This is a genomic window from Bradyrhizobium sp. HKCCYLS2038 (assembly GCF_051167655.1).
Classification (GTDB): Bacteria; Pseudomonadota; Alphaproteobacteria; order Rhizobiales; family Xanthobacteraceae; genus Bradyrhizobium.
In genome coordinates this window covers 176,043-189,892 of record NZ_JBNPTM010000010.1, presented here as the reverse complement: position 1 = coordinate 189,892, position 13,850 = coordinate 176,043, and the positions used below count along the sequence as shown (strand labels likewise).

Below are 13,850 nucleotides of genomic sequence, written 5' to 3'. Positions count from 1 at the left end.
TCCGTCTCGGTGACGTCGAACACGCCCGTGCCGGTCGTGTCCTGCTGCGTCGTCACCGACAGCCCGTTGCCGCTGGTCGTCGTGACCGTGCGGCCGAGCAGCGCGCCGTTGGCGCTGCGGTCGGTGACCGTCTCGGTGCTGCTGCCGTCGGCGTTCAGCACCACCAAATCGGTCTCGCTCTGGTCGATCGCGCCGGTGCCGGTGCGGTCCCATTGCGTCGTCACCGATAGCCCGTTGGCGCTCGTGGTCGTGATCGTGCGGTCCTTCAGCGCGCCATTGGCCGCGAAATCGCTGACCGTCTCGGTACGGCTGCCGTCGGCGTTGACGACGACGACGTCGGTCCGCCTCTGGTCAAACACGGCATTGCCGCTCGCGTCGACCGCGCCGGTTGTGTCCTTCTGCGTCGTCACCGACAGGCCGTTGGCACTGGTCGTCGTGAGCGTCTTACCGAGCAGCGCGCCATTGGCGGCGTAGTCGGTCACCGTCGTGGTCACGCTGCCATCGGCATTGACCACCCGGCTCTGGATCTCGTCGTTGACGCCGTCGCCCTGGGCATCGATCTGCGCGGTCACCACGCGGCGGTCGGCGCTAACAGTCGTGACGGTCTTCGCCTTCAGCGAGCCGTCGGCGTTGCGATCGGTCACCGTCTCGACGCTGCTGCCGTCGGCATTGCGCACCGTGACGTCGGTCTCGGTGAGGTCGTACACGCCTGCGCCGGTCGTGTCCTTCTGCGTCGTCACCGACAGACCATTGGCGCTCGTCGTCACGACCTTGCCGTCGATCAGCGCACCATTGGCGCTGCGGTCGGTGATCGTCTCGGTGCTGCTGCCGTCGGCATTCAGCACCACCACGTCGGTCCGCACCTGGTCGAACACGCCCGTCCCGGTCGTGTCCTGCTGCGTCGTCACCGACAAGCCGTCGGCGCTCGTGGTCGTGACGCTGCGCGACGCGAGCGATCCGTCCGGATTGTAGATCGACAGGGTGTCGATGCTGGAGCCGTCGGCGTTCGGCGTCACCGTCTCCACGGAATCGAAGGTGCCGGCGCCGCGGCTGTCGGTCTGCACCGACCGCGTCCGGCCATCGGCGCTCTGGATGCTGATCTGCCGGGAGCGCAGCGAGCCGTCGGCGTTGCGCGCGATCACGGTCTCCGTGCGGGTGCCATCGGCGGCCACGACCGTGACGTCCGTGGTGGTCAGGTCGAACGTGCCGTTGCCGGTCGAATCGGTCTGCGTGGTCTTCGACAGGCCATCGGCGCTGAGCGAGGTCACCACGCGCTGGCGCAGCGAGCCGTCCGCGTCGTAGACGCTCTGCGACGTCACCGAGCTGCCATCGGCATTGACGACGATCGATTCTACCGTGATCGTATCGAAGATGCCGTTGCCGGAATTGTCGGCCTGGACGGTCTTCGCGCGGTGATCGGCGCTGGTCTGCGTGACAGTGCGGCTGCGCAGCGAGCCGTCGCTGTTCAGCACCGACACCGTCTCGATGCGGCCGCCATCGGCGAGAACGACGATGTTGTCGGTCGTGACCTGGTCGAACACGCCGCTGCCGGTGGAATCGATCCGGGTCGTCTTGGCCAGGCCGTCCGCGCTGGTCGTCGCGACGCTGCGGCTCTTGACCGAGCCGTCGGGGTCGAGGTTCGTGATCGTGACGGTGAGATTGCCCGCGGCGTCGCGGGCATCGACCTCGATCTGGTCGACGATGCCGCTGCCGGTCGCATCGCGCTGGATGGTGACGGTGCGCAGGTCGGCGCTGGTTGTCGTCACCGTGCGATCGAGCACGTGGCTGCCGGTGCCGTCGAAATTGGTCAGCGTCTTGGTCCGGCTGCCGTCGGCATTGACGATCGTGATGCTGGTCTGGATGCTGTCGACGACGCCGTCGCCGGTGGAATCCTTGTTGATGGTGACGGTCCGACCGTCGGCGCTGGTCGTGGTGACGATCTCGTAGGCCAGGCTGCCGTCGGTGTTGAAGCACTTGTCGTCGAGCGTGGTCGAGCCGTCGGCATTGTGCGCGATCGTGCGCGCGACCACGTAGCCGTTGGCGTCATAGGCGAAGCTGACGTCGGCGGCCGTGCCGGTGCTGCCGTCGGTCCGCGTGAAGGTGGTGCTGCCGGTGATCACGGAGCCGTCCGGCAGCGTGATGGTCTGGTTGTTGGCGACCAGGTTGATCGCGCTGATGCCGAGCTCGGCCAGCGTCCGCATCTGCGTGGTGCCGTCGGTATTGGTCACCAGGACCTTGAACAGGCTCCAGTCGGTGTCGCTGCTGTCGAGCTTCCCGTCGTGGTTGCTGTCGAAGATGTCGAGCAGCGCCTCCATGTCCGACGTCGCCGTCGGATCCCACATCGTGAAGGCGAATTCCGCGGGATTGTCGACCACCCCGTTGTTGTTGACGTCGAGCACCAGCGCGCCGTTGCCGGCACCGGCCCAGGCCGTGCGATGCTGCAGCCCGTCGCCGACGACGTCGAGGTACGTGCTGGACGAGCCGAGCTGGGTGATGTTCAGACCCTGGCCGCTGAGATCGAGCACGATCGGCGTGACCACGAAATAGGGGTCGGCCGGCTCATTGATGTCGATCAGGCCAGCATCGTTGTTCGGCTCCGCGACCGCACCGTAGTCCCCGGAATTGATATCGTAGAGATGGAGGTGCTCGTCGGGGTTCGGAAGGTCCGGCTGGGCACCGACGTCCGTCGCCGGAGATTTCCATCCGGATGTATCCTGTGCCCGTTCGCCCGTGGGTGTCGAATAACTTAGCTGGGTTGACGCCTTAGTGTCGCCGACATCCTGTTTTGCGGCCGACTTGGCCTGGTAAATCAAGTTGGCGTACCGATCTACATCGTCCCCGCTCAGCTTGTCCCAGTCCATCTTGTCGGTTAGTTCGTCAGCCGTCTTTACGCGATGCTCCTGAACCTTCGCGACCCACTTGCCGATCTCAGAATCATGCCGCGCCTGCCATGCAGCTTTATCGGCGATGTATCGATCCTGAGCCTCTAGCGAGGGCTGGGAGTCGTACCCCGAGCCCATCTCGGGGACAGGGTAGGGATTTTCCTTCTCGTAGAGCTCGTTCGCCAGCGCGACGGGATCTTTTCTGAGGTACGCCAGCCCGTCGGAGATTTCTCGCGCAGTCGTACGCTGCTGCCAGTTGTACAACTCCTCGGCTTGCTGCTCCTCGATCTTAGGCCGCAGCGCATCCAACTGTTCCTGGGTGTACTTCCTCTCGCCCAGCTCGTCCACCTCGAGCGCCATATGCTGCAGCATCTCGTCCGCAGTCGGCGGCTTTGCGTAAAGATCCCTGTAATACTTGTTGACGCCGAGCTGCCCGGCAGCCAAGCCGCCGATACCGCCGACGAGCGCCCCTGGAGGCCCCCCTAAAAACCCGCCTAGCGCGGCCCCCCCCCAACCAGCTCCATTGCGAACAACAAACCCGGCAACTTGCTGCTGCGCTCCAATGGCGTCCAGGTTCTGATTTGCATCCTGCCAGCTCCTGTACGTAAGGACACCGTCGACTAAGACCAAGGTCCCGGCCAAGGCACCTGAAACGAGCGCTTTGCCTGACACAGGAAGTTCGAATGAGCCGCGCGGTTCCGCAACCTCGAGAGAGCCCCCCCCCACTCTCGTTTCAACGATTTCGGGCGCTCCGACACTGCGACCAGGTTCACCCGTCTCGACAATGGGCGAACCTTTTGGGGCTTGCTCGAAAATTTTTGGCTGATCGGCCACGGTGCCCGATTCGGCACTTCCGCCGCCCGGCGCTTCGCCCGCGCCACCCGGCCGGTTGACCGGCTCAACCGCATCTACGACATACCGTCGCGGATTGACCGGCTCATCCAGCCCCGCCGGCTCGCCAGCCCCCGCCGGCCGGTTGACCGGCTCAGGCGCATCGACCACATACCGTCGCGGATTGACCGGTTCATCCAGAGCCGCCGGTTCGCCGGCCCCACCCGGCCGGTTGACGGGTTCAACCGAATCTCCAGCATAGCGCCGCGGATTGGTCGGTTCATCCAGACCCGCCGGCTCGCCCGCCCCACCCAGCCGCGTCTCATGGGGGTCAGTCAACTCAGGCGGACCATGGTGCGCGCGCGTGGCGCGATCGGCCGTATTCAGGTCAAGATCTGGAGAAGCCCTGTCAGCAATTGTCGGCGCCTCGACCCTCGGCATCTCAGGCTCGACAGCAGGCGAAACCGCCGCCCTGGTCGGCATCCTAGCCTCGATATCAGCAAAAACACTTTGAGTGATCCGCTCAAGTCTCGTTAGCCCGTCAGCGCCTTTCGTTCTGAGGCCTGAAAATTGCGGATCTTTGTAGTAAAGTGGAAGATTTCCGGTACGCAGCGCAGCCTTGACTTCGGTGGCAACGAAGTCCAACTGAGCTCGAGCAGTCAGGTGATCTTGAGTAAGCTGAAATCTTTCGTTTATGCGGCTAACTATATCACCGTAGGCCTTATTGTACGCCGGATGCCCCCCAGCATGAACGACCGGCCCACCCGGAACTCCGCCATACCCACGGGCCGGCAGATTGACTAGATTGTCTCCCGCCACGCCCCCTGTGATAAAATCTGTGCGATAAGTACCACTTGCCTTACTAAAGTTGTCAGCCATGCCTAATCCACGGCCGCCAATATCGGCGTAGGCAGCCTGGAACAATTCAGCGTTTTGACTAACCACCTGTACGGGAGCAACATGGTGGATACGCTGCGCGCTCAATAAATCCTTAATCCAAGTAAACACGTTTGCCCCGCCCCTCAGTCACCATTGCTTAGCGCCGGAATCACTATCGTTCGCTATACAAGCCTTCTAGGCACAAGCTGTCCCGGAAATTTGACATTCAGCGCTTCCCAAACCTCGTCACGAAGTAGTATGTGCTTTTTATTTGCAATGAATTGCGCGGCCGCGCCATCCACATCAATCTCCCGCCAAATCGGTGGAGTACTCAGAGTTACGGACTTATACTTTGTGATTGGATCCGTCATAAGCCCGCGAAGAAAGCGCACCTCACGCCCATCTTTAGTGCGATCGTCACGTAGATCTGTCGAGCTACGATCCCAGTCTATCAGCTGCCCTCGCGGCAAAACATCGATGAAGAAGAAACGCCTCCCTGCGAGCAAGAGATCCGTTGCCTTGATCGCAAGCGGAAAAAACGAAACGCAGCCCGGCACCAACTCCTCCAGAACCACCTTTCCTTGATCCGAAACAAAGCGAAATGCATCTCCAGCGCTACAAATATCGGGAAGCTTTAGGCGCCCTTTGAGCACCGTCTCAGTTGGAATATCGACTTGTTGCAGCGGAACCCCGTTGATCTGTTTACGCAGTAGCTCCGGATGGGCCCCAGCGGCTTGGATCCACTTGTATTGGTTCGGCTCAAGGAGATAGGCCATGCGCTCACTCGCTATCGAGCTGTCTAACTGGGTTTAAACGACTTGCTCGGAGCAAGCCACGAAAGCCGCAGATTGCGGCCGGTGCCGAAGAATCCGTTGGCGATCACATCGAGTTTGAATACATTCTTTTGGTCAACATCGATCGTATCATCATCTTTCACTGCTTTTTCTGAGCTCATAACGTACTCGCACACAGACCATGCGTGCGGTACGAGCTCCTCAATAGACATCGCGATCGGCGCATATTCGATTTCGTCGAGGCCGAACGACCAAAGTCCGTACGAGCCTGCGATGATTTTCTGCTGGTCATGGGCACGCCCGGCAAAGATCCGGATCCAGAATGGGACCGCAGTGCCGCCTAGAACAGCCAGTCTCGCTGCGCAACCTCGCAGCAGCGCCACGGAAACGAAGTTGTTGGAGTCGATCCACTTGACCGCCTCAGCCTGCGTGACAATCGCAACGGCTAGAGCGAGGAGAGAGACCGCGCGAGCCGTCGCGACGGCAGAGGGACCATTCTGAGGCAACGCCGCTGGAACGATGCTCACGTGAGCCCGCTGCCCGCGCAACTGCTGCAGCGGATTCGGCATCAACTGGCTTGGGACGGGACCTATGTCAAAGAATGGCGGCGGTAGCGGCTGATCCAGGCTCAGGAGCGTCATTTGGACGCCATCTATGCTGATCATGTCGCTGCCGAAAGCTTCGATATCCCGACCGTCGAACGGCCCAATCCAGTCGCCGATCTTGCTGGATGGCGCGACCGCACGGAGGGCATCAACCAGCTCCGCCAACTTGATTTCTGTATACCGGTTGCAGATGACAATAGCGCTATATTGCGGCGATCCAGCCGCTGCCTGGGGTGAAGACATCATGATTTTCCTTCCACTTCAGGAACGGTCCGATCATGATCGTTAAAATGGAAATCGCTGTCGCCCCTCCCCCGAACGAGGAAACCTTCTTCACGATCAAGCGCAGGGGGGGTGGACGGCGACCTGTGCCGTACAGCGCCAGGACTCGAATAACGCCCTGATGTTGGATGCCGAGGCGCGTTCATCTTAGCCTCCCACCTCAAGATGCTTCCGCATCTCCGCTTCCCCTCCGAACGGAGCGACGATGTCGATCACGCGCAGGTGTGATCCACTCTTCCATTCGGCGGCGGCGAGGCGGCGGTCACCGGTGTCGATGCGGTGGGCGACGACGTCGTCGACCAGGGCCCACAGCGCCACGCCGACCGGGCGCTCGCCATTATAATAGAGCCGGAATTGCTTGAGGATGACGGCCGGCATCACCAGCCATTCGAGATCGCCGATCGGGATCGACTTGTGGCGCGGGCTTTGGGTCATCAGCCAGGAGATCTCGCCCATCACCTGCGACACCGTCTTGACCGGAGCCCCGGGCTGCTGGGCGGCGCCGGGCGTAGCGTGGCCGGCGCCGAGTGCATCGATGGCCGCCTTCAGCGCCTCCTCGCCGAGTACAGCCTGCGGACCGCCCGTGGCCGTTCCAGCTTCTCCCATCGGCGCTCCCTCGACCTTGTCCTTCGGCGTATCGTTCGACATGTCTCACTCTCCGAGTCTGATGATCAGCATCGGAATAGTAGGACAAGCCAGTCCTGCTGCACAGCACGACACCGCGGTGCCGGGCTGCGCCCTCCAATCACTCATGCTGTCACGTGTGGATTGGACGCCGGGAACCCGCCCTTGCCCCAAGCAAGAGTGCACCGAACGACCGACGACGAAAATCCCCCAGTTGATGCGACGATAAAAGCAAAGCGCATATTGTCGCAAGGCGAAAGTCGGAGGCGATCGCAAGATTTCTACGAACTGAAACAATCGCACCGCTCATCACATCCGGACGGCCCGTCGCTCAAGCGAACATGCAACTACTTGCAACCCTGGCGGGCTGCACGGCAAGGCCAGAGGTTCGGCCATCGCACGTGACGTCGCGAGATCAGGCGGTGCGGCGACACTGAGACGTGCAGCGAACGATGGCGTCAGCCGCGCTCATCGTTCCCTCATGCTCTCCTGCTTGTAGCGCAGCAAGGGTGACAGCAGGAATTCGATGATTCGGCGGGTGCCGGTCTTGATCTCGACGGTGACCGCCATGCCGGGCACGAGATCGACCATGCGGCCTTCGACCTCGAGCCGCGTCTTCTCCAGCTCAACCGTCGCCAGGTAGACGAACTCCTGCCCGAGCGGCTCGCTGCTGTCGGACAGCGACTGCGACTTGATCGGGCTCGACTTGTCGAGCGGCTTCTCGCGGACGACGGCATCGTGGGACACGTTGACGACCTTGCCGTGCAGCAGGCCGTATTTGGTGAAGTTGAACGTATCGACCTTGACCTCGGCCTCCTGCCCGGGACTGACGAAGCCGACGTCGCGGTTCTGCAGGGCCGCCTCGATCTCGAGATGACTGTCGGACGGCACGATCATCATCACCTGCTGCGCCGCCGTCACCACCCCGCCCAGCGAGTGCACGGCGAGCTGCTGCACGGTGCCGTCGACCGGCGCGCGCAACAGTTGCTGATCGAGGCGCTGCTCGGCCCTGGCGAGATCCTCGGTCAGACCGAGCACCTTCTGTTCGGCGTCGGCGAGGTCGCTGTAGATCTTGTGGGCGTATTCGGCGCGCGCCTGCTCGCGCTGCCGCTCGAGGCCGAGACGCGCCGCGTTGACCTCGATGACGCGCCGCTGCTGGACGAGCAGATCGTTCTTCTGGTCATTGAGCTTGATCTGGGCGTCGAGGTGGGCGATGCGATTGCCGAACTCGAGCGACATCGCCCGTTCGCGAATCTCGGCCTGCTCTCCGATGAGGGGCAGCGTGGCCTCGATCTTGGTGATCAGGGCCGCGATCTGCTCCGCTTCCGCGGCCTTCTGGGCAATCTGCTGGTCGAAGCCCTGGAGCTTGGCGGTCTGCGTCGATGCCTGCTCGATCATCGTCGCGCGGGTGCGCGCCAGCTGAGGCTTGCTGGCGTCCGCGGGCGGCGCGAACGAGGCGATGAGATCCGCTCCGCTCTCAAAATTGTCACGCAGGGCCGAGAGCCGCGCCGCGTCCAGCCGCGCCGACATCAGATCGTTGCGGACATGATTGCGCTCCGCCTCGATCAGCGTCTGGTCGAGCCGCATCACGACCTGGCCGGTCGAGACCTCGTCGCCATCCTTGACCATGATCGACGTCACGATCCCGGCCTCCAGCGGCTGCACCGTCTTGGTGCGCCCGCTCGGGATGACCTTGCCGGACGCTGTCGCGACGATATCGATGCGGCCGATCACCGACCAGATCAGCGCCAGCACGATCAGGAGGATGATCGTCGCGCCGGTGGCGCGTCCGACGGGCGATGCGGGCGTCTCGATGATCTCGAGCGCCGCTGGGAGAAACTCCAGCTTGTCGCGGCGGCGATCCCTGACCCGCAGCGGAATGATCCGGGCGGTCTCAGGAGGCATGGAGCTGATCCGCACGTTCGCGCCGGGGAGCAGAGGCGATGTGTGTGGTCACCTCGGCGCTCCCCGCGGCATCGGCGCCGGCCTCGGCGTCCAATCCGCCGGCCTGCAGGCGATGCAGGGAGGCGTAGCGGCCGCCGGCGCGCAGCAGCTCCTCATGGCTGCCGTCCTCGACGATCCTGCCCTTCTCGATGGTCACGATCCGGTCGGCATGGCGGACCGCTGAGAGCCTGTGCGCGATCACCAGCACCGTGCGGCCCTCCGCAATCCTGCGCATGTTCTTCTGGATGATGCGCTCGCTCTCATAATCCAGCGCGCTGGTCGCCTCGTCGAAGATCAGGATGCGGGGATTGGTCACCAGGGCCCGCGCGATCGCGATGCGTTGGCGCTGCCCGCCGGACAGGCTGGCGCCGCGCTCACCGACGATGGTGTCGTAGCCCTGTGGCAGCTCGAGGATGAAGTCGTGCGCGCCAGCCAGTTCCGCGGCGGCGATGACGCGCTCGATCGGCATGCCCGGCTCGGCGAGCGCGATGTTGTCGCGGATAGTGCGGTTGAACAGCACGTTCTCCTGCAGCACCGAGCCGACCTGCCGGCGCAGCCAGGACACGTCGACGACAGCGAGATCGATGCCATCGACCAGGACGCGGCCGCGCTCCGGAACATAGAGCCGCTGCACCAGCTTGGTCAGCGTCGACTTGCCGGACCCCGACGGCCCGACGATGCCGATCATCTGGCCCGCCTCGACCTTCAGGTTGATGTCGCGCAGCACTTCCAGCCCGTCGACACGGTAGCGGAACGAGACGTTCTCGAACGCCACCTCGCCACGGATCGACGGCAGCGCCGCGCGTGCCGGATTGTAGGCCGGCTCCGGCACCGCATTGAGAATGTCGCCGAGCCGCTCGATCGAGATCCGCGCCTGATGGAAGTCCTGCCACAGCTGCGCCAGCCGCAGCACCGGCTGCGCCACGCGTCCAGCCAGCATGTTGAAGGCGATCAGCTCGCCGACCGTCATGCTGCCGTCGATCACCAGATAGGCACCAAAATAAAGAGTGGCGGCGGTAACTGCCTTGCTGACGAACTGCACGCCCTGGCCGGCCCAGTTGCTCAGCGACAGGACGCGGAAGCTCGCCTGGACGTAGCCGGCGAGCTGCTCCTCCCAGCGCTGCTGCATTTGCGGCTCGACCGCCATCGCCTTGAGCGTCTGCATGCCACCGACCGATTCGACGAGGAAGGCCTGGTTCTCGGCGCCGCGGTCGAACTTCTCCTTCAGGAGACGATGGAACGCCGGAGTCGCACCGGCCGAGATGCCGATGTAGAACGGAAACGATCCGATCACGACCCAGGTCAGCAGCGGCGAATAATAGAACATCACCGCGAGAAACACGAAGGTGAAGACGAGATCGATGACCAGCGTCAGCGCCGAGCTGGTCAGAAAATTCCGGACGTTTTCGAGCTCTCGCACCCGCGCCACCGAATCGCCGGTTCGGCGCGCCTCGAAGTAGCCAATCGGCAGCGCGGCGAGATGGCGGAACAGCCGCGCCCCAAGCTCGACGTCGATGCGATTGGTGGTGTGCGCAAACACGTAGGTTCGCAGGGCACCCAGGACGACCTCGAACGCCGACACGGCGACCAGCCCGACGACCAGAACGTCGAGCGTGGTGAACCCGCGATGCACCAGCACCTTGTCGGTCACGACCTGAAAGAACAACGGCGTCGCCAGCCCGAGCAGTTGCAGAAAGAAGGAGGCCAGCAGAACCTCGCCGAGCAGACCGCGATATTTCTGCATCGCCTGAACGAACCAGGTGACGTCGAACCGCCGTGCAAGGTCTCCGAGCGAGGCGCGCCGGGCCATCAGCACGACGCGGCGGGTCCAGATCTCCTCGAACTGCTCGCGCGTGAGTGATTGCGGCCGGCCCAGCTCGGGCGAATGCACCAGCACACCGTCGTCGCCGACCTTGCCGACGATGACGAAGCCGCCGCCCTTGCATTCAGCGATCGCGGGCAGCTGCAGCTTCCCCAGCCGGCGCCAGTCGGTCGCAATCGTTCGGGCACGCAGCTTGAACGCCTTCGCGCAGCGGAGCATCTCGGGAATGCCGATGCGTGCTCCCGCGAACTGATGCGCGATCTGGCCAATATCCGCGGCGATGCCGTGAAAGCGCAACAGCAGCGCCAGCACATGCAGGCCAGGATCGTTCTCACTCGCGGACGTCACCACGTTCAACCCTGGACTTCTATGCGGCCAAAACTAGACCAAGTCAGCAATACATGGTCACAATGCGCGTGAGAAGCGCGTTTTCCGTCTCTACTACAAAGCCGTTGTGAAGTGCGTCCTTGGCGCCCCTGTTGCGTGCCGCGGGACGCGAAACCACAACTATGAGTTACTTGCCGCACCGCGCCCCGCTAGAGAAAGTTGCATCAGCGCCGCACTCGCGGCATCGAACACGCCGCCCCAGTCCCCCCACGCCTTCTGGCGAAAGAACCGCATCGAGGGATACCAGGGGCTGTCGTCGCGATCGAGCAGCCACAGCCAGAATGCCTCATAACTCAGCAGCACCCAGACCGGCTGGCCGAGCGCGCCGCACAGATGTGCGATCGCCGAGTCCGTCATGATGACGAGATCGAGCATGGACAGCACGGCGGCCGAGTCGGCGAAGTCGCCAATGAAGGGGGCGAGGTCGATGATCGGCGCGTCCGCGGGCAACGCCTTCAGATCCTTCTCCAGCGGGCCCTTCTGCAGGCTGAACAGCTGCACGCCGGGATGCGCGAAGGCCTGCATGAAGGCCTTCAATGGCGCGGCGCGATCCCGGTTCCTGGCGAAGCCCTGATTGCCGGACCAGACGATGCCGACGCGCAGGTTCCCGCCGGCCCGCGCCATCACCGGCTCGAACTTCGCTGTGCGCTGCCCGTCAGCCGTGAGGTAGGTCGCCGACGGGATCTCACCGATGTCGCGCGTGAACAGTCCGGGGAGGCTGCACATCGGACAATGCAGATCGGCGCGTGGCAGCGGATCATCCAGCCTGACGACCTGATCGACGCCGGGGATGGTCGAGAACAACGACACCAACCCCTCGTGACATTCTACAATCAGAGTGCCGCCGAGCGCCTTGACCATCCTGAAGTAGCGAGCGGCCCAAATCGCATCGCCATGGCCCTGCTCGCAGGTGATCAGCAGCGTCCGTTCCTGAAAGGGCTCGCCGTTCCAGCGTCGGCCAGGATAGCTGCGCACCGTGTTCTGCAGCCGCGTCTCGTAGTCGGACCAGCCGCGGACGTAATCGGCAAGATGCAGAGAGGCCATGGCACGGTCGAACCGCGCACCGAAGTTCGAAGGTTGCAAGCGCAGCGCGCGGTTGAGCGTCTGCACGGCCTCCGCATGGTGGTTGGCGACGATCTGGGCGCGCGCGAGATTGCGGTGGAACTCGACATTGTCCGGCTCGAGCGCGAGCGCGCGGCGGTGACAGACCATCCCGGTCTCAAGCTGCTTCAAATCGACCAGCGCATTGCCGAGATTGGACCAGGCACCGGCATTGAGCGGCCGTCGGGCCAGGGATTGCCTGTAGCTCCAGACCGCCTCGGTCGAGCGGTCGCCGGCCCGCAGAAACACGCCGCACGTATTCCAAAGCTCGGCATCATCAGGCGATCGCTCGATGGCGCGCGCCACCGTGGCCGCCGCCTTCAGATAGTCCTTACTGAAGTAGAACCTGCGCGCCGTCGACAGCAGCTCTTCCACTGCCTGATCGTTGCTGAGGCCGCCCCCCCATGAATCATGGCTGCCGACCGCTTCGAGACCCCGTTCCTGCATTCACCGACTCTGGCTCTGACCGCCCTGCGTACTCTGAAGGCCCGGCGCTGCCGTCGCGGCCTTCAGCTCTCCATTTCTCATCCTGCGGCTCTCACCTTCGCACCGTTCGCCTTCGCAGATCCAACTTCGCGACGATCCATACGAACGAGTTCTCTTCACGACCCAGATCGGAAAGCGCTATACACGTCTTGGTTGCAAATAAAGACCAAACACAACAAACCCCAACTCCGTTGCGATATGATCTTGCCTTTGACATAAAATGCAATACACGGCAGTCGATCTTTGCTGAATGTTGCCTTTTCGCAGCTTGCATGACGCATGGATTGATGGATGGATAAAGCAGCGTCAGGCATCGCTTCGCCGAAGCCTTCGCTCAGATGTGGCCTTGGTGGGCACAGGGGTCTTTGCATGTCAGCCATTGTTCTCTCGTCACTTCGGCGTCACACGCTGTTGCGGCCGAGCGTCAAATTCGTCGGATTTATCCAGATCGCCACCGGACTGATCACGGCCTGGGCCGCGATGTTCGCCCATGTCGGACTTGCCTGGTGGCTTGTGGCGCTGGTCGGATACTTCATCTATGGCTGCATCGGACTGTCCGTCGGCTTCCACCGATACTATGCGCATCGCAGCTTTGCGGCACCGCGCTGGGCCGAGATCATGTTCACGCTGGCCGGCGCGCTCGGCTGCTCCGGATCTCCGGCCAGCTGGGCGGTGATGCACCGGCAGCATCACAAGCATTCCGACCAGGACGGTGATCCGCATTCGCCCAAGCTGCGCGGGCTTGGCGTGATGTTCATTCACAACTACGCCCCCCGCAACCATCGCTGGGAAATGCGCCGCGAGTTCCGCCGCGACCCGCTGCAGGCCTGGGTCCACCGCAACTACGTCTTCATGGTGCTCGGCTTCGCCCTTGCCTTGCTGGCGATCGACTGGCGCCTGTTCGTGTTCGCCTGGGCCGTGCCGGTGGCGATCAAGCTGTGGATTAGCGGGCTGACCATCTATGTCACGCACCGGTTCGGCTACGTCAATTTCGAAAGCGGTGACGACAGCCGCAATGTGTGGTGGCTCGGCTACCTTGCTTGGGGCGAAGGCTGGCACAACAATCATCATGCCAAGCCCGGTCGCTGGAATTTCGGCGGTGTCCGCTGGTGGGAGCTCGATGCCGGCGCGCTGGTGATCAAATTTGTCAGCTGGAGCCACCGGCAGTCACTCGCCGGCGCGACCGAATCCTCGACGGTGATCCCCTGATGAA

The 13,850-nt window shown here is 63.1% G+C and carries 7 protein-coding genes and 1 pseudogene; 1 reads left to right on the top strand and 7 read right to left on the bottom strand.

Going from position 1 to position 13,850, the window contains the following annotated elements; all coding sequences use genetic code 11:
* The 7 genes and pseudogenes from ACQR1I_RS32170 to ACQR1I_RS32140 form a co-directional block, all read right to left on the bottom strand.
* Positions 1–4,592: pseudogene (locus ACQR1I_RS32170) on the bottom strand (hypothetical protein); the annotation flags it as partial.
* A gap of 182 nt (positions 4,593–4,774) precedes the next feature.
* Positions 4,775–5,368, bottom strand: a complete 594-nt coding sequence (locus tag ACQR1I_RS32165; protein WP_434870281.1) for a hypothetical protein — start codon at positions 5,366–5,368, stop codon at positions 4,775–4,777.
* Between the two features lie 23 nt (positions 5,369–5,391).
* Entirely contained in the window at positions 5,392–6,237 is an 846-nt protein-coding gene (locus ACQR1I_RS32160) for a DUF4261 domain-containing protein (protein WP_434870280.1), read from the bottom strand.
* Between the two features lie 183 nt (positions 6,238–6,420).
* Positions 6,421–6,921 carry a toxin-activating lysine-acyltransferase gene (locus tag ACQR1I_RS32155; protein WP_434870279.1) on the bottom strand — a complete coding sequence of 167 codons (501 nt, stop codon included), beginning with the start codon at positions 6,919–6,921 and terminating at the stop codon, positions 6,421–6,423.
* 444 nt (positions 6,922–7,365) lie between these two features.
* Positions 7,366–8,802, bottom strand: coding sequence for an HlyD family type I secretion periplasmic adaptor subunit (locus ACQR1I_RS32150; protein ID WP_434870278.1), 1,437 nt, complete (start codon positions 8,800–8,802; stop codon positions 7,366–7,368).
* On the bottom strand, positions 8,792–11,011 hold the full coding sequence (locus tag ACQR1I_RS32145) for a type I secretion system permease/ATPase (protein WP_434870277.1): 2,220 nt from the start codon (positions 11,009–11,011) through the stop codon (positions 8,792–8,794). The genes ACQR1I_RS32150 and ACQR1I_RS32145 overlap by 11 nt, the downstream gene beginning before the upstream one ends.
* Positions 11,012–11,170: 159 nt before the next feature.
* On the bottom strand, positions 11,171–12,598 hold the full coding sequence (locus ACQR1I_RS32140) for a tetratricopeptide repeat protein (RefSeq protein WP_434870276.1): 1,428 nt from the start codon (positions 12,596–12,598) through the stop codon (positions 11,171–11,173).
* Between the two features lie 408 nt (positions 12,599–13,006).
* Here ACQR1I_RS32140 and ACQR1I_RS32135 point away from each other — a divergent pair, with 408 nt between their 5' ends.
* Positions 13,007–13,846 carry an acyl-CoA desaturase gene (locus tag ACQR1I_RS32135; protein WP_434870275.1) on the top strand — a complete coding sequence of 280 codons (840 nt, stop codon included), beginning with the start codon at positions 13,007–13,009 and terminating at the stop codon, positions 13,844–13,846.
* Positions 13,847–13,850 lie beyond the last annotated feature (4 nt).

Bases quoted from the DNA above. Each gene is read 5' to 3' on its own strand.
- ACQR1I_RS32165 (WP_434870281.1), bottom strand. From the start codon at position 5,368: ATGGCCTATCTCCTTGAGCCGAACCAATACAAGTGGATCCAAGCCGCT.
- ACQR1I_RS32160 (WP_434870280.1), bottom strand. From the start codon at position 6,237: ATGATGTCTTCACCCCAGGCAGCGGCTGGATCGCCGCAATATAGCGCT.
- ACQR1I_RS32155 (WP_434870279.1), bottom strand. From the start codon at position 6,921: ATGTCGAACGATACGCCGAAGGACAAGGTCGAGGGAGCGCCGATGGGA.
- ACQR1I_RS32150 (WP_434870278.1), bottom strand. From the start codon at position 8,802: ATGCCTCCTGAGACCGCCCGGATCATTCCGCTGCGGGTCAGGGATCGC.
- ACQR1I_RS32140 (WP_434870276.1), bottom strand. From the start codon at position 12,598: ATGCAGGAACGGGGTCTCGAAGCGGTCGGCAGCCATGATTCATGGGGG.
- ACQR1I_RS32135 (WP_434870275.1), top strand. From the start codon at position 13,007: ATGTCAGCCATTGTTCTCTCGTCACTTCGGCGTCACACGCTGTTGCGG.